The organism is Streptomyces cinerochromogenes (assembly GCF_014648635.1).
Taxonomy (GTDB): Bacteria; Actinomycetota; Actinomycetes; order Streptomycetales; family Streptomycetaceae; genus Streptomyces; species Streptomyces cinerochromogenes.
On the sequence record NZ_BMRM01000021.1, the window covers coordinates 157,224 to 175,397 of the forward strand.

At 76.9% G+C, this 18,174-nt stretch carries 2 protein-coding genes; both read right to left on the minus strand.

What is annotated here, in order from left to right; all coding sequences use genetic code 11:
* Positions 1 to 183: 183 nt before the first annotated feature.
* The gene (locus tag IEZ20_RS33065) at positions 184 to 10,284 is read right to left on the minus strand and encodes a type I polyketide synthase (protein WP_189305513.1); all 10,101 of its coding nucleotides are present in this window, start codon (positions 10,282 to 10,284) and stop codon (positions 184 to 186) included.
* Positions 10,284 to 18,125 (minus strand): type I polyketide synthase, encoded by a 7,842-nt coding sequence (locus IEZ20_RS33070; protein WP_189305515.1) that lies wholly within the window; start codon positions 18,123 to 18,125, stop codon positions 10,284 to 10,286. The genes IEZ20_RS33065 and IEZ20_RS33070 overlap by 1 nt, the downstream gene beginning before the upstream one ends.
* Positions 18,126 to 18,174 lie beyond the last annotated feature (49 nt).

The following is an 18,174-nucleotide window of genomic DNA, read 5'->3' on the forward strand; positions in this document are numbered from 1 at the left end:
TCCCCCTTGTGTGCGTGCGTGCGGCGCCGGACGTGACTGCCTGCTCACGCGTAGCGATCGCCCTCGGCCGTACGCGCGTCCTTGGCGCGATTCGGCCGGGACGGTGGTCGGCCCGCCCTGCCGTAGCGATCATGGCGATGCTATCGGACGGCCCATGGATTTTGGCCAGTGCCGTGCACAACGTCATCGCCCCCACTTGGCCAGCAGATCCGTCAACAGCCCGGCGATGCGCGTGCGTTCGGGACCGTCGGCGGGCAGGCGCGTGATGGCCTCGTCCAACTGGCCGAGTTCTTCCAGGACCAGGACGGCCGTCGCGGCGTCCTCGTCGTCGAACGCGGGCGGTTGGGCGTCTGCGGGCGGGGCGAGTTCGGCCAGCAGATGGCGGGCCAGCTCCGCCGGGGTGGGGTGGTCGAAGACCAGTGTCGGCGGCAGCCGCAGCCCGGTGACGGTGGTCAGCCGGTTGCGCAGCTTGAGTGCCGCGAGGGAGTCGAAGCCCTGGTCGAGGAACCGGTGGTGGGCCGGGACCTCGTCCCGGCCGGCATGGCCGAGGACGAGCGCGGTCTCGTCCCGGACCAGCTCCACCAGGAACGCCTCCCGCTGTGCGGGCGACCGGCCGGCCAGCTCTCCGGCCACCGTCGGCGCGCTCGTGCCGGCCTGGGCGGCGGCTCGGCGGGCGGGGGCCCGGACGAGGCCGCGCAGCGGCGCGGGCAGTTCGCCGGCCGCGGCGCGCAGCGAACGCAGGTGCAGGGCACCGGCCACCACGAACGGCTCGTCGCCGTGGCAGGCCGCGTCGAACAGGGCGAGGCCCTCCTCCGCGGTGAGCGGGGTCATCCCGTTGACGGCGGCGGGCGCGTCGGCGACCGTGCCGTGCCCGCTCTTGGCGGCGCGTTCGGCCCACCAGCCCCAGGCCACGGACGTCGCGGGGAGGCCGTGGGCGCGGCGGTGGCGGGCCAGCGCGTCCAGGAAGGCGTTGCCCGCGGCGTAGTTGCCCTGGCCGAGGCCGCCGAAGGTGCCCGCCACCGAGGAGAACAGCACGAAGGCGGACAGGTTCAGGTGCCGGGTCAGTTCGTGCAGGTGCCAGGACGCGTCGGCCTTCGGGCGCAACGCGGTGTCCAGCCGGTCGGGGTCGAGTGCGGCGACCACACCGTCGTCCAGGACGGAGGCGCTGTGCACGACCGCGGTGAGCGGGTGCTCCTCGGGGACGGCGGCGAGGAGTTCGGCGAGCGCCTTGCGGTCGGCGACGTCGCAGGCCGCGAAGGTGACCGTGGCGGCGGACGCCCGCAGTTCGTCGCGGAGTTCCGCCGCGCCGGGGGCGGCCGGGCCGCGCCGGGAGGCGAGGATGAGGTGCCGGACCCCGTGGGTGGCGACGAGGTGCCGCGCGATCAGCGCGCCGAGGTCTCCGGAGGCGCCGGTGACCAGGACGGTGCCGTCCGGCTGCCACGGGGCCGGGTCGTCCGGCGGGGTGAGCCGGGCCAGCCGCGGGACGGTGGCCTCGCCGGCCCGGAGCGCGAGCTGCGGCTCCCCCGTCGCCGGGACGCCGCCCAGCGCACGCCAGGAGCGGGGGTCGTCGTCGATGTCGGCCAGGACGAAGCGGCCGGGGTGCTCCGACTGCGCGGAGCGCACCAGGCCCCAGGCCGCGGCGCCGGCGAGGTCGTCCGCCGCACCGGCCGCCGCGCCCCGGGTGAGGACCACGAGCGGGACGGCGGCGAACCGGTCGTCGGCGAGGAGGCCCTGGAGGGCCGCCAGGGTGTCGCGCAGCACGGTCCGTGCCTCGGCGGGCGCCTCGCCGGGCGCGCCGACGGCGGTCAGCAGCAGCGCGTCGGGCACCTCGGTCAGGGCGGCCGGGGAGGCGGCGCCGCGCACGGTGTGGCCGAGGGCGCGCAGGGTGCCGGCGGCGCCCAGCGGGTCGGTGCCGAGCACGGCCCAGCGGCCGGGTGCGGCGGGCGCGAGCGGTGCCGGCACCCAGTCCATCCGGAACAGGGAGTCCTGGCCGATCCGCCGGCCGGCTCCCACCGCGGGCGCGGCGCCGAGCCGGACGGTGCCGACGGTCAGCACCGGGCCGCCCTCGGGGTCGGCCAGGGTGAGTGCCACGGTGTCCGGACCGGTCCGTTCGGCGTGCACCCGCAGGGTCCGGGCGCCGGTCGCGTGCAGGCGGACACCGGACCACGCGGTGGGCACCGTCGCGTCGTCGAGGAGCGGGCGCAGGGCGGCGTCCAGCAGCAGCGGGTGCAACGGGTAGGTGCCGGCCCGTTCGGCGGCGTCTGTGTCGAGCGCGACTTCGGCGAAGAGGTCCGCGCCGCGCTGCCAGGTGGCGACCACGGTGGCACCGGCACGGTCCGCTTGCGCGGCCGGGTCCGCGGGGGCCGGCGGCAGCGGTTCGGCGCCGGGCGGCGGCCACTGTGTGAGGGACCGTCCCGGGGCCGGCCGGGTGACGAGGGCGGCCTCGGCGTGGCGTACCCACGGGCCGTCGGCGGTACGGGTGTGGACGGCGGCCGTACGGGTGCCCGCCGGGTCCGGCGCGCCGACGGTGACCCGGAGGTCGGCGCCGCCGGCGGGGACCGTCAGCGGTTCGTGGGCGGTCAGTTCGCCGATGGCCGCGCAGTCGGCGCGGTCGGCCGCGGCCAGGACGAGGTCGACCAGCGCGGCGGCCGGCGCCTCGGACCCCGGCCAGGGGGGCGCGGAGCCGGAGAGCCGCCCGGTCAGCACCAGGGCGCCGTCGGCGAGTTCGACCACGGCGCCGAGCAGCGGGTGTCCGGCGGGGGCCAGGCCGGCGGCCGTGACGTCACCGCTGTCGCCGCCGGGCTCCAGCCAGTGCCGGGTGCGCTGGAAGGCGTATGTCGGAAGGTCGACCGTGCGGGCGCCGGTGCCGTCGAAGGCCGGCCGCCAGTCGACGGTGACGCCGGCCGCGTGGGCCTCGGCGGCGGCGCGCAGGAACCGGTCGCGTCCGCCCTCGTCGCGGCGCAGGGTGGCGAGGACGGTGGCGCCGCCGCCGGTGTCCTCCAGGGTCTCCTGGACGGCGACGGTGAACATCGGGTGCGCGCTGATCTCCAGGAAGGGGCCGTAGCCCTGCTCCGCCAGGGTGCGGACCGCCTGTTCGAACAGGACGGTGCGGCGGGCGTTGCGGTACCAGTAGTGGTGGTCGAGCGCGGCGGTGTCGAGCAGTTCTCCGGTGACGGTGGAGCAGAACGCGACGGGCGCGGAGCGCGGCGCGGTCGGTGCGAGCGTCTCGATCAGCTGGTCGCGCAGCGCGTCGACGTGCGCGGTGTGACCCGCGCCGACGATCTGGCGGACCCGGCGGACGCGGACCCCCTCGGCCTCCAGGCCGGTCAGGAACTCCTCCAGCGCGTCGAGGTCGCCGGCGACGGTGACCGAGCGCGGGTCGTTGACGGCCGCGATGTCCAGGCGGTCGCCCCACGGCCGCAGGCGCTCGGATGCCGCGGCGGCGGGCAGCGCCACGGAGGCCATGCCACCGGTGCCCGCCAGGGTCAGCCAGGCCTTGCCGCGGGTGGCGACGATCCGGGCGGCGTCGCGCAGACCGAGGGCGCCCGCGACGTACGCGGCGGCGATCTCGCCCTGGCTGTGGCCGACCACCGCCGACGGCTCCACTCCGTACGACCGCCACAGCGCGGCCAGCGACACCATCATGGTGAACAGGGCGGGCTGGACCACGTCGACCCGGTGCAGCGGGGGTGCCCCCTCTTCGTCGCGGAGCACGTCGAGCAGGGACCAGTCGACGAACTCGGCGAAGGCGTCGGCGCACTGGAGCACGCTGTCCCGGAACACCGGGAAGTCGTCGAAGAGCTGCCGGGCCATGCCGGGCCACTGGGCGCCGTGTCCGGGGAAGACGAACACGACCCGGTCGGCTCCGTCGGCCGCGCCCTCGGCGACCGCGGGGTCGGGGGCTCCGGCGGCCACGGCGTCCAGTGCGCGCAGCAGTTCGGCGCGGTCCGTGCCGAACGCGACGGCGCGGTGGTCGAACACGGCCCGGCCGGTCGCGAGGGTCCAGCCGACGTCGGCGGGACGGGCGTCGGGGAGGGTGTCCAGGTGGGTGCGCAACCGTGCCGCCTGGGCGCGCAGGGCGTTCGGGGTGCGGCCGTGCAGCGGCCACACCACGGGCCGTGCCTCGTCGGGGGCGGGCGGCGGGGCGTCCTCGGCGGGGGCCTGTTCCAGGATCACGTGGGCGTTGGTGCCGGAGAGGCCGAACGCCGACACGGCGGCCCGCCGCGGCCGGTCCACGGCCGGCCAGTCACGGGCCTCGGTCAGCACCGCGACGGCACCCGTGGTCCAGTCGACCTGGGTGGTGGGCCGGTCCACGTGGAGCGTGGCGGGCAGCAGGCCGTGCCGCAGCGCCTGCACGGTCTTGATCACGCCGGCCGCGCCGGAAGCGGCCTGGGAGTGGCCGATGTTGGACTTCACCGAGCCGAGCCAGAGGGGTTCGGTGCGGTCCTGGCCGTAGGTGGCGAGCAGGGCCTGGGCCTCGATCGGGTCGCCGAGGCGGGTGCCGGTGCCGTGGGCCTCCACGGCGTCCACGTCGGCGGGCCGCAGCCCGGCGTCGGCGAGCGCCGCGGTGATGACGCGCTGCTGGGCGGGGCCGCTCGGGGCGGTGAGGCCGTTGGAGGCGCCGTCCTGGTTGATCGCCGAGCCGCGCACCAGGGCCAGGACGCGGTGGCCCTGGGCGCGGGCCCGGGAGAGCCGCTCCACCAGCAGCAGTCCCACGCCCTCGGCGAGACCGGTGCCGTCGGCGGCGTCGGCGAAGGCCTTGCAGCGGCCGTCGCCGGACAGCCCGCGCTGCGCGGAGAAGCCGATCAGCGCGGCCGGGCTGGACATGAGGGCGACGCCGCCCGCGAGTGCCAGGTCGCTCTCGCCGCTGCGCACCGACCGGCAGGCCAGGTGCAGGGCGACCAGGGAGGACGAGCAGGCGGTGTCCACGGTGACGGCCGGGCCCTCGAGTCCGAAGGTGTAGGCGATCCGGCCGGAGATCACGCTCGGTACGTTGCCGGTCAGCAGCTGTCCGTCGGAGCCGCCGGCGCCCGGGCCGCGGCTGGAGGCGTAGTCGCCGACGTTGGCGCCGGCGAAGACGCCGACGCGTCCGCCGCGCAGGCCGGTGGGGTCGATGCCGGCGTGTTCGAACGCCTCCCAGGCAGCTTCCAGGAGGAGCCGCTGCTGGGGGTCGGTGGCGCGGGCCTCCGCCGGGGCGATGCCGAAGAAGGCGGCGTCGAAACCGGCGGTGTCGGTGAGGAACGCTCCCTGCCGGACGTAGCTGCGACCGCGGGCGTCGGGGTCGGAGTCGTAGAGCGCGTCGAGGTCCCAGCCGCGGTCGGTGGGCAGGCCGCCCACCGCGTCCTCGCCGGCCGTGACGAGCCGCCACAGCTCGTCCGGGGAGGTGACGCCGCCGGCGTACCGGCAGCTGAGCCCGACGATGGCGATCGGGTCGTCGTCGGTGGCGGCGGCGGCCGCGGGGGCGGCGGTGTCCGCGACGCCGGTGTCGAAGGCCAGTGCGAGCAGCCGGTCCGCGAGCGCGGCGGGTGACGGGTGGTCGAAGACGAGGGTGGCGGGCAGGGACAGGCCGGTGGCCGAGCGGAGCCGGTTGCGCAGTTCGACCGCGGTGATGGAGTCGAAGCCGACGTCCCGGAAGGCGCGGTCGGCGGGGAGTGCCGTGGGCGAGTCGTGGCCGAGGACGGCGGCGGCGTGCTCGCGGACCAGGTCGGTGACGGCCCGTCGGCGGCCGGCCTCGGGCAGGGCGCCGAGCCGCTCGCGCAGTGCGGAGACCGTGCCGGTGTCGACGGTGGCGGTGCGCAGGACGGCGGCGGCCTCGGGCACGGACTCCAGCAGCGGCCGGCGGCGCGCGGAGCAGAACACGGGGACGAACCGGGTCCAGTCGACCTCGGCGATCACCACGTTCGTCTCGTCGTGGTCGAGGGTCTGCCGCAGGCCGGCGACGGCGAGGTCCGGGTCGAGGAACGGCAGGCCCTGGCGGCCGACGCGTTCGGGGTCGACGTCCTCGTTCACGCCGTCCCACTCGTTGACGGCGGCCCAGATGCCCCAGGCGACGGAGGTCGCGGTCAGGCCGCGGGCCCGGCGCTCCTCGGCGAGGGCGTCGAGGTAGGCGTTGGCGGCGGCGTAGGGGGCGTGCAGTCCGCTTCCCCAGACTCCGGCGACCGAGGAGAACAGCACGAAGGCGTCCAGGTCCCGGTCGGCGAAGAGTTCGTCGAGGTGACGGGCGCCGAGCACCTTGGCGGCCGTCTGGCCGGCGAAGGCGTCGACGGGGGTGTCGGCCAGCGGGCGCAGTTCGAGGGCGGTGGCGGCGTGCAGGACGCTGCGCACCGGGGTGCCGGCCGCGTCCAGGTCGCCGACCAGCGCGGCCAGTTGGGCCCGGTCGGTGACGTCGCAGACGGGGAAGTGCAGCGCGGTGCCGGTGCCGGCCAGTTCGGCGGTCAGCTCGGCCGCTATCGGGGCGTCGGCGCCGCGACGGCCGGGCAGCACGATGCTTTCGGCTCCCTGCTCGGCCAGCCAGCGCACGAGGTGGGGGCCGAGGGCGCCGGTGCCGCCGGTGAGCAGGACGGTGCCCGTCGGCCGCCAGGGCCGGGGGGCGGGCCGGGTGCCGAGCGGCGCGCGGGTGAGCCGGCGGGCCGACACTCCGGTGGCGCGCAGCGCCGTCTGGTCCTCGTCGCCGCCGGCGGCGAGGAGGGCGGCCAGCCGGCCGGAGGTGCGATCGTCCCATTCTTCGGGCAGGTCGATCAGGCCGCCCCAGCGGTCGGGGTGTTCCAGCGCGACGACCCTGCCCAGGCCCCAGGTCTGGGCCTGGGCGGGGGCGGTGACGCGGTCGGCGGGGCCGGTGGCGACGGCGCCCCGGGTGGCGCACCACAGGGGGGCGGTGACGCCGGCGTCGCCCAGCGCCTGTACGAGGGGGACGGCCAGGGCGAGTCCGGTGGGCAGGGCGGGGTGCTCGGGGTGCGGGGTGTCGTCCAGGGCGAGCAGGGACAGCACCCCGGCCGGGCGGAGGCCGGTGAGCCGGGCCGTGAGCGCCTCGCGGCCGGTGTCCGCGGCACCCAGGACGAGGGTGGTGACCTCGGCCCCGTGCCCGGTGAGCGCGGCGGCGCACCGCGCGGTGAGGGCGTCGTCGGCCCGGGCCTCGGGCACCACGAGCAGCCAGGGTCCGGTCAGCCGGGCGCTGTCGGGGACGGCGAGCCGTTCCCAGGTGACGGTGTAGCGCCAGTCGTCCACGGCGGACTGCTCGCGCAGCAGACGGCGCCAGCGCGCGAGGGCCGGTACGACGGCGGTGAGCGGGTCGTCGGTGTCGACGCCGAGGGCGCGGGAGAGTTCCTCGGCGTCGGCGCGGTCCACGATGTCCCAGAACCGGCCGTCCCACGGGTCGGTGCCGGTGTCGGCGGCCAGGGCGGCGCGCCGCTGGGGGGTGAGCCAGAAGCGTTCACGCTGGAAGGCGTAGGTGGGCAGGTCGACCCGGCGGGGCGCGTACGGGGCGAGTTCCGCGACCCAGTCCACGGGCACGCCGGCGACGGCGGCCTCGGCCAGGGCGGTGCGGAAGCGGAGCAGGTCGCCGTGGTCCCGGCGCAGGGTGGGGATCGCCGCGGCGGGGACGTCCATCGCCTCGGCGGTCTGCTGGACGCCGAGGGTGAGCACGGGGTGCGGGCCGACCTCGATGAACACGCGGTGGCCCTGCCCCAGGGCGCGCCGGGTGGCCGCCTCGAAGCGGACCGGCTCGCGCAGGTTGCGGTACCAGTAGCCGGCGTCGAGCGCGGTGGTGTCCAGGGGTTCCCCGGTGAGGGTGGACAAGAAGGTCACGTCCGCCGGGCGCGGGGTGAGGCCGGCGAGGTCGGCCGCGAGGCGGTCGCGGACCTCGGTGACGTGCGGGGAGTGGGAGGCGTAGTCGACCGGGACGCGGCGCACCCGGACGCCGTCGGCCTCCCAGGCGGCCTGGGCCTCGTCGAGGGCGGCCGTCTCGCCGGACACCACCACGGTGGCGGGCCCGTTGACGGCGGCGATACCGAGGCCGGGCCGGGCCTCGAGCCGGGCGCGGACCTCCGCCTCGGGCAGCGGCACGGACAGCATGCCGCCACGGCCGGCGAGCGCGAGCAGGGCCTTGGCGCGCAGCGCGACGACCTTCGCGCCGTCCTCCAGGGTGAGGGCGCCGGCGACGCAGGCGGCGGCGATCTCGCCCTGCGAGTGGCCGATCACGGCGTCGGGCCGTACGCCGGCGGCCCGCCACAGTTCGGCGAGGCTGACCATCACGGCCCACAGCACGGGCTGGACGACGTCGACGCGCTCCAGTGCCTCCGGGGAGCGGATCGCCTCGTCGGGCGACCAGTCCACCCAGGGGGCGAGCGCGCGGACGCACTGCGCCCACCTGGCCGCGAACGCCGGGGAGGTCTCCAGGAGGGGGACGGCCATCCCGGCCCACTGGGCGCCCTGGCCGGGGAAGACGAAGGTGACGCGGCGGGCGCCGGCCGCGGCGGTGCCGGTGACGACGGCGGGGCTGGGCCGTCCCACGGCCAGCGCGGTGAGCCCGTCCAGCAGTCCGGCGCGGTCGTCGGCGAGGACGACGGCCCGGCCGGCCAGCGCGGCCCGGCCGGTGGCGGCGCTGAACGCGATGTCGTGCGGGGCGAGTTCGGGGTGCTCCGCGAGGTGGGCGGCCAGCCGGAGCGCCTGGGCGCGGACACCGGCCTCGGTGGCGGCGGAGAGGGGGACGGGGAGGGCGGCCGGCCGGGGCCGGTCCGCGGCGGGGGCCGGTGTGCCCTGGCCGGTGCGGTGGGTCGGCTGCGCGGCGGGAGGGTGCGTCGCGGGTGCCCGGTCCGCGGTGGCCTCGGTCGCCGCGGGGGTGTCGGGGGCCTGCTCCAGGACGACGTGGGCGTTGGTTCCGCTGATGCCGAAGGAGGACACCGCCGCGCGGCGCGGCCTGCCGGTCCGGGGCCAGGGGCGGGACTCCCGCAGCGGTTCCACCGCGCCGGCGGCCCAGTCGACCTGGGGGGTCGGCTCGGTCAGGTGGGCGGTGCCGGGCAGCACGCCGTGCCGGAGGGCCATGACGGCCTTGATGACACCGGCGACGCCGGCGGCCGCCTGGGTGTGGCCGATGTTGGACTTCACCGAGCCCAGCCGGAGCGGCTCGGCGCGGTCCTGCCCGTAGGTGGCGAGCAGCGCCTGCACCTCGATGGGGTCGCCGAGCGGGGTACCGGTGCCGTGGCCCTCCACGAGGTCCAGGTCGGCGGGGGTGAGCCGGGCGTCGGCCAGCGCCTGCCGGATGACCCGCTGCTGGGCCGGGCCGTTGGGGGTGGTGAGGCCGCTGCTCGCGCCGTCCTGGTTGACCGCGGAGCCGCGCAGCACGGCGAGGACGGGGTGGCCGAGCCGTTCGGCGTCGCTGAGCCGCTCCACGAGGAGCATGCCGACGCCCTCGGACCAGCCGGTGCCGTCGGCCTGGGCCGAGTAGGACTTGCAGCGGCCGTCGGCGGCGAGACCGCCCTGCCGGGAGAAGTCCACGAACACGGCCGGGGTGGACAGCACGGTCGCGCCGCCCGCCAGGGCCATGGTGCACTCCCCGGCGCGCAGGGCGCGGACCGCGGAGTGCAGGGCGACCAGGGAGGAGGAGCAGGCGGTGTCGATGGTGACGGCGGGGCCCTCCAGGCCCAGTGTGTAGGCGATCCGGCCGCTGGCGACGCTGCCCGCGGTACCCAGGCCGAGGTAACCCTCGACGCCCTCGGGCAGGGGGTGGGCCCCGGTGCCGTAGTCGTGGTACATCACCCCGGCGTACACGCCGGTGCGGCTGCCGCGCAGTGAGGTGGGGTCGATTCCGGCGCGTTCGACGGCCTCCCAGGCGGTCTCCAGGAGCAGCCGCTGCTGGGGGTCCATGGCGAGCGCCTCACGGGGGCTGATCCCGAACAGGCCGGGGTCGAACTCGCCCGCGTCGTGCAGGAATCCGCCCTCGCGGGTGTGGCTGGTGCCGGAGCGCTCCGGGTCGTCGGCGAAGAGTGCCGTCAGGTCCCAGCCCCGGTCGGTGGGGAAGGCGCCCATGGCGTCCCGGCCGTCGAGGACGAGCCGCCACAGGTCTTCCGGCGAGGTGACGCCACCGGGGTACCGGCAGGCCATGCCGACGATCGCGATCGGCTCGTGCGTCCGGTCCTCCGCCTCGCGCAGCCGCTGCTTGGCGCGGCGCAGGTCGTTGGTCAGGCGCTTGAGCGTTTCCACGACCTTGCGGTCGTCGGTCTGTTCCTGGGACAACGCGGTGGCTCCTCGTGCGGTGGTGCGGTCGGTCGTGCGGTCGTCGTCGGTCATCAGAAGTCCCCCAGCTCCCGGTCGGCGAGGTCGAGCAGATCGGCGAGGCTCTCCTCGCCGGTCTCGGCGAGCGGCTCGTCGGGGGCCGGGTCGTCGAGGGTGCGCAGCAGTGCCCGCAGCCGGGTGCGCAGGTCCTCGCGCAGCTCGGGGTCGGTGGCGAACTCGGGTGCCGCTTCTTCGAGTTGGGCGAGCGTGCTGGTGCGCAGGGAGGCCGCGGTGGGGCGGCCGGGGGCCAGTTCGGCCACCAGGTGGGTCGCGAGCGCGGCGGGCGTGGGGTGATCGAAGATCACCGTGGCGGGCAGCCTCAGACCGGCCACGGCTCCCAGCCGGTTGCGCAGTTCCACGGACATGAGGGAGTCGAAGCCGAGTTGCTGGAAGCCGCGGTCGCGGTCGACGCCGTCGGCCGTGGCGTGGCCGAGCACGTCCGCGGTGTGCCGCAGCACGACGTCGAGCGCGTGGGGTTCACGTTCCCCGGCGGGCAGGGCGGCCAGGGTGTCCGCGAGCGGCTCGGCCGGCTCGGGTGCCGTCCGGGCGGGAGCGGGCACGAGGGCCCGCAGGACCGGCGGGAGTTCGGCCGCCCGGGCGCGCAGCCCGGGCAGGTCGAGCCGGGCGGCGAGCGGCGCGGCCGGTGCCCCGGTCCGGGCGGCGTCGAGAAGCGCCAGGCCGAGGGGGGCGTCGAGCGGCAGCAGGCCGGCCCGGGAGGCGCGCCGGGTGTCGAGCTGTGCCGCCATGCCGTCGGCCCAGGGGCCCCAGGCGATCGACACGGCGGGCAGGCCGGCGGCCCGGCGGTGGGCCGCGAGGGCGTCCAGGAACGCGTTGGCGGCAGCGTAGTTGGCCTGCCCGGGGGCGCCGAGGAGTCCTGCGGCCGACGAGAACAGCACGAACGCGTCGAGGGGGCCGGTGAGTTCGTGCAGGTGCCAGGCGGCGTCCGCCTTGGGCCGCAGGACGGTGTCGAGCCGGTCCGGGGTGAGTGCCGCCACGACGCCGTCGTCGAGGACTCCCGCGGCGTGCACGACGGTCGTCACGGGGTGCTCGGGGTCGACGCTCGCCAGGAGCGCGGACAGCGCGTCCCGGTCGGCGACGTCGCAGGCCGCGAAGCGGACCTGGGCGCCGGCCGCGGTGAGTTCGGCGGCCAGTTCCGGTTGCCGCCCCCGCCGGCTGACCAGGAGCAGCCGTTGGGCGCCGTGCTCCGCGACCAGGTGACGGGCGACCAGGGCACCGAGGCTGCCGGTGGCTCCGGTGACCAGCACCGTGCCGCGCGCGCCCAGCGGGGCGGCGGGTTCGGCGGGGGCGGCGCGGACCAGACGGGCGGCGCGCACGGTGCCGGCGCGAATCGCCAGTTGCGGTTCGTCCGTAGCCAGGGCGGCGGGCAGCGCGGCCAGGGAGGCCGGGTCGTCGTCCACGTCGGCCAGTACGAACCGGCCGGGGTGCTCGGACTGTGTGGCGCGTACCAGGCCCCAGACGGCGGCGCCGGCCAGGTCGGGCCGCTCCCCGGTGAGCGCGACCGCGCCGCGGGTGAGTACGACCAGCCGGGCCGCGGACTGGTCGCCCGCCACCCAGGTCTGGACGAGGTCGAGGGTGTCGCGCAGGGCGGCCCGGACGGCCTCGGGCACGTCGGTGCCGGTTCGGGCGGGCAGGGCCGCGAGCACGACGTCCGTGTCGTCCGGGACCGTGGCGAGGTCCTTGAGCGTCTCGGTGTCCGCTCCGAGTACGGCGGTCAGGGCGGCGTCGGCGGGGGCGAGGACCGCCCGGCGGCCTGCGGGGCGCGGGGCCGCCGGGACGGGGACGGGCACCCAGTCCAGGTCGTACAGCGTCTCGCCGGCGGCCGGTACGGCGCGCAGGTCCTCCGGTGCGAGGGCGCGCAGGCGCAGCGCCGCGACCTCGATCACGGGGCGGCCCTCGTCGTCCGTTGCGCGCAGGGACAGCCCGCCGCTTCCGTCCGGGGTGATCCGGACCCGCAGCGAGCGGGCGCCGGTGCTGTGCACGTGGACGTCGGTCCAGGTGAACGGTACGCCCGCGGCGGTGAGTCCGCCGACGCCGGCCGCGTGCAGGGCCGTGTCGAGCAGCGCCGGGTGCACGCCGAAGCCCGCCGGGTCGGTGCCCGGTGCGGGGCCGACCTCGGCGAACACCTCGGCCGTCGGGCCGGCTCCGCGCCGCCAGACCGCGCGCAGGGCGCGGAAGGCGGGGCCGTAACCGAGTCCTGCGGCGGCCAGTTCGTCGTAGTGGCCGGCCCGTGGCAGCGGTTCGGCGTCGCGCGGCGGCCAGGGCAGGGGGTCGGCGCCGGGTGGCTGGGCGGCGGGGGCGAGTACGCCGGTGGCGTGCCGCGTCCACTCCTGGCCGTCGTCGGCGCGGGCGGACACGGTGACCGGCCGTTCCCCGTCGACGGCGCTGCCGACGTGCACCTGGACCAGGACGGAGCCGTCCGCGGGCAGCACGAGCGGTGCGGCCAGGGTGAGTTCCCGTACCCGGGGCAGGCCGGCGCGGTCGCCCGCCGCGCGGGCGAGTTCCACGAAGGCCGTGCCCGGGAGCAGGACGGTGTCCAGGACGGTGTGGTCGGCCAGCCAGGGGTGGGTGGCCGTGTCCAGCCGGCCGGTGAGGAGCATGCTGTCGGGCGAGTCGACGACCGCCCCGAGCAGCGGGTGGCCGGCGGTGGCGAGCCCGGCGGCGGAGAGGTCGCCGGTGCGGGGCGCGGACTCCAGCCAGTAGCGGGTCCGCTGGAACGCGGTCGTCGGCAGTTCGACGGCCCGGGCTCCGGTGTCCGTGAAGAACGCCGGCCAGTCCACCGCCGTGCCCCGGTCGTGCAGGGTGCCGAGGGCGGCGGCCACGGCGGGCGCCTCCGGGCGTCCGGCGCGCAGTGTCGGCACGGCCACGGCGGTGTCCGGCAGCAGCGGAGCGGCCATCGCGGTGAGGACGCCGTCCGGGCCGAGTTCCACGAGGGTGTCGGCGCCGGCCTCCCCGAGGGCGCGGACGCCGTCGGCGAACCGCACGGTGTCGCGTACGTGCCGGACCCAGTAGCCGGGGGTGCGCAGTTCATCGCCGGCGAGGGTGCCGGTCAGCGTGGACACCAGCGGGATCCGCGGCGCTTGGAACTCCACGTCGGCCAGGGCGGCCGCGAAGTCCGCGAGCATGGGTTCCATCAGCGGTGAGTGGAAGGCGTGCGACACCTTCAGCTCCCGGGTGCGGCTGCCGCGCCCGGCGAAGAGCGCGGCGGTGGCCAGCACCGCGGCCCGCGTTCCGGAGACGACCACGGACCGGGGGCCGTTGACCGCGGCGAGCACCGCGCCGTCGACGAGTGCGGCGGCCACCTCCTCCTCGGGTGCCTCGATGGCGGCCATCGCACCGCCGGCGGGCAGGGCGGCCATGAGCCGGCTGCGGGCGGCGACGACGCGTACCGCGTCGGGCAGCGACCAGACGCCGGCCAGGTGGGCTGCGGCCAGCTCGCCGACGGAGTGGCCGAGCAGCAGGTCGGGGACGACGCCCCAGGACTCGAAGAGCCGTCCGAGGGCGACCTCCAGCGCGAACAGCGCCGGCTGTGCGTACCCGGTGTCGTCGAGGCCGTCGCCGGTGGTGACGACCTCGCGCAGCGGCCGGTCGAGGATCGCGTCGAACGCGGCGCACACCTCGGCGTAGGCGGCGGCGAACGCGGGGTGCGCGGCGGCGAGTTCCTCGCCGGTGCCGGGGCGCTGAGCGCCCTGCCCGGTGAACAGGAACGCGGTGTGCCCGGTGCCGGCCGCCGTGACCGGTCCCGGTTCGGCCAGCGCGGCCAGCAGTTCCTCCCGGGTCGCGGCCACGATGCTGGCCCGGCGCTCCAGGCGGGCCCGCCCGGTGGCCGCCGAGTAGGCGATGTCCAGCGGGACCAGGCCGGGGTCCGCGGTCAGTGCCGCGGCGAGCCGGTCGGCCTGGGCCCGCAGCCCCGCGTCGGTACGCGCCGACAGGGGCACCGGGACGGGTACGGCGGGCCGCTCGACGGGCTCGGCCGGCTGGTCGCCGTGTTCCAGCACCACGTGGGCGTTGGTGCCGGACAGTCCGAAGGAGGACACGGCGGCCCGGCGGGGCCGGTCCGTCCGCGGCCACTCCCGCTGCTCGGTGAGCAGTTCCACGGCGCCCGAGGCCCAGTCAACGTGCGGGGAGGGCTCGCCTGCGTGCAGCGTGCGCGGGAGCGTCCCGTGCCGCATGGCCTGGACCATCTTGATCACACCGGCGACACCGGCGGCGGCCTGGGTGTGTCCGATGTTGGACTTGACGGAGCCGAGCCAGAGCGGTTCGTCCCGCTCCTGGCCGTAGGCGGCGAGCAGCGCCTCCACCTCGATCGGGTCGCCGAGCGAGGTGCCGGTGCCGTGGCCCTCCACGGCGTCCACGTCCGACGGCCGCAGACCGGCGTCGGCCAGCGCCTGCCGGATCACCCGCTGCTGCGACGGCCCGTTGGGCGCGGTGAGCCCGTTGGACGCGCCGTCCTGGTTGACGGCGGTTCCGCGGATGACGGCGAGCACCCGGTGCCCGTTGCGGCGGGCGTCGGAGAGCCGCTCGACGAGGAGCATGCCGACGCCTTCGGACCAGCCGGTGCCGTCCGCGTCGGCCGAGTAGGACTTGCAGCGTCCGTCGGTGGCGAGGCCGCGCTGACGGGAGAAGTCGACGAAGACGCCCGGGGTGGCCATCACGGTGACGCCGCCGGCCAGGGCCAGGTCGCTCTCGCCGGAGCGCAGGGACCGGACGGCCCAGTGCAGGGCGACCAGCGAGGAGGAGCAGGCGGTGTCGACGGTGACGGCCTGGCCCTCCAGGCCGAGGGCGTAGGCGATCCGGCCGGAGGCGATGCTGCCGGAGTTGCCGGTGCCCAGATAGCCCTCGACCCCGTCGGGCAGGACGTCCACGCGGGCCGCGTAGTCGTGGTACATGACGCCCGCGTACACGCCGGTCCGGCTGCCGCGCAGCGAGGCCGGGTCGATCCCGGCGCGTTCGATCGCCTCCCAGGAGGTCTCCAGCAGCAGGCGCTGCTGGGGGTCCATGGCGAGCGCCTCACGCGGGCTGATCCCGAAGAAGTCGGCGTCGAAGTCGCCGGCGTCGTGCAGGAATCCGCCTTCGCGGGTGTGGCTGGTGCCGGGCCGCTCGGGGTCGTCGGCGAACAGGGCGCGCAGGTCCCAGCCGCGGTCGGTGGGGAACCCGGAGATCGCGTCGCGGCCTTCGGTGACGGCGCGCCACAGCTCGTCCGGTGAGGTGATGTCGCCGGGGTAGCGGCAGGCCATGCCGACGATCGCGATCGGCTCGTCCGCCGGTACGGCGGTGGGGGCGGCCCGGGTCGGGCCGTCCGTGGTGCCGAGGACGCGTTCCAGCAGGTGCGTGGCCAGTCCGGCCGGGGTGGGGTAGTCGAACACCGCGGTGGTGCCGAGCCGCAGTCCGGTCGCCGTGGTGAGCCGGTTGCGCAGTTCGACGGCGGTGAGCGAGTCGAAGCCGAGGTCGAGGAAGGCCCGGTCCGCGGCGACGGCGCCGGCGGAGGCGTGTCCCAGCACGGCCGCGGCCTGCTCGCGGACCCATTCGACGGCGGCTCGTTCGCGTTCGGCCGGCGACAGTCCGGTGAACCGGTCGGCCCACTGCGCGCCCGGCACGGTTCCGTCGGCGACGGACCGCCGGGCCGGGCGCCCGACGAGCCGGTGGAACAGGGGCGGCAGCGCGTGCGCCGTGCGCAGTGCGGGCAGGTCCCACAGCGCGGCGACGGCCAGCGCGTCCGTGCCCCGGACGGCCTGGTCGAAGAGGGCGAGCCCGTCCTCGGTGCCGAGGGTCCGGGTGCCGGACCGGCTGATGCGGGCGAGGTCCGCCCGGCGGAGCCCGGTGGTCATGCCGTCGGTCCAGGGGCCCCAGGCGATGGAGGTGGCGGGCAGTCCCCGAGCCCGCCGGTACTCGGCCAGGGCGTCCAGCGCGGCGTTCGCCGCCGCGTACCCACCCTGCCCCGCACTGCCCACCACACCCGCCAACGACGAGAACAACACGAAAGCCCGCAGACCCAGACCCGCCGTCAGCTCGTGCAGATGCCACGCACCGTCGACCTTCGCCCGCAACACCCCCTCGACCCGCTCCGGCGTCAGCGACTCCACCGTGCCGTCGTCCAGCACACCCGCCGCATGCACCACACCCGTCAACGCATACGCCCCGACCACACGCTCCACCGCGGCCCGGTCCGACACATCACACGCCACCACATCCACCACGGCACCCGACGCCGCCAGCTCCGCGACCAGCTCCTCACCACCACCACGACGACTCACCAGCACCAGCCGCCGCACACCATGCACGACCACCAGATGCCGGGCCACCAACGCCCCCAGCACACCCGTGCCACCCGTCACCAGCACCACGTCGTCCGCACCGAACGGCACGTCGTCGCCCGTCTGTGCGTCGGCCCGAGCGAGTCGGGGGACGTACGTCTCCCCTTCCCGTACGGCGATCCACGGCTCGTCGGTCAGGGCCGCGGCCGTGGGCAGGGCGCGTTCGGAGTCGGGGTGGCCGTCGAGCACGACGAGACCGAAGCGGCCCGGGTGCTCGGACTGGGCGGAGCGCACCAGGCCGCCGACGGCGGCGCCGGCCAGGTCGGTGTCGCGGGTGACGACGACCAGCCGTTCGGCCCGGTCTTCGGCGAGCCGTTCCTGGATCGTGGTGAGGGCCGTGCGCACGGCCTCGCGTACGGCCTTGGGACCGGCGTCCGTGCCGTGCGTCGTGTCCAGGCGCAGGAGTTCCACGGCGGTGCCGGACGCGGGTGCGGTGCCGGCCACCGGGAGCCAGTCCAGGCGCAGGGCCGGGTCGGTGAGGGTGCGGGCGGCGGCGACCTGTCCGGCGGTGACCGCGCGCAGACGCAGGGAGGCGACGGTGGCCAGGGGGGCGCCTGTGCCGTCGGCGAGGTCGACGGCGACGGTCTCGTCGCCCAGCGGGGTGAGCCGTACCCGCGCCGCGCGGGCGCCGACGGCGTGCACGCGCAGGCCGTGCCAGGCGAAGGGGAGTCCGCCGTCGCCGACCAGGCCGCCGAGGCCGATCGGGTGCAGGGCGGCGTCCAGCAGGGCCGGGTGCAGCAGGAAGTCCGACTCGTCCGTTTCCGCGGGCAGTTCGGTCTCGGCCAGGATGTCGTCGCCGTGCCGCCAGGCCGCGCGGACGCCGCGGAAGACCGGCCCGTAGTCGAGGCCGCGGTCGGCGAGGCTGTCGTAGAGCGCGGACACGTCCAGGGGTGCGGCACCGGCGGGGGGCCACTCGGTCAGCGGTGTGCCGGCCGTGCCGTCCCCGGGGGCGAGGACGCCCTCGGCGTGCCGCGTCCAGGGGGTGTCGCCGTCCTCGGGGCGCGCGTGCACGCTGACCGTACGGCGGTGGTCGGCTTCGGCGGGGCCCACCCGTACCTGGAGGCGCAGGGCGCCACGCTCGGGCAGGGCCAGGGGGGTACCGAGGACGAGTTCTTCCAGGGTGGCGCAGCCGGCGCGGTCGCCGGCGGCGAGGGCCAGCTCGGCGAGTGCCGCGCCGGGCAGCAGTGGGGTGCCGAGGACGACGTGGTCGGCCGTCCAGGCTGCCGGGTCGGCGGCGAGCCGTCCGGTCAGGACGAGGCCGCCGTCCTCGGCGAGGTCGACGGCCGCGCCGAGCAGGGGGTGCCCGGCGGCGGTGAGGCCCGCTCCGGCCAGTTCCCCGGCGGACGGCCCGGAGGGGGTCAGCCAGTAGCGCGTGTGCTGGAAGGGGTAGGTGGGCAGGTCGGCCCGGCCGGTGACGCCCGCGAAGTACGCCGTCCAGTCGACGTCGGTGCCCGTGGTGTGCAGCGCGGCGAGGGAGGTGAGGAGGCGGCGCGGGCCGTCCTCGTCACGCCGGAGACTGCCCACGACGACAGCATCCCGCCCAGCGGCCTCGGCCGTGTCCTGCACCGCGGCC

Coding starts and splice junctions, on each gene's coding strand:
- IEZ20_RS33065 (WP_189305513.1), bottom strand. CDS start 10,284: ATGACCGACGACGACCGCACGACCGACCGCACCACCGCACGAGGAGCC.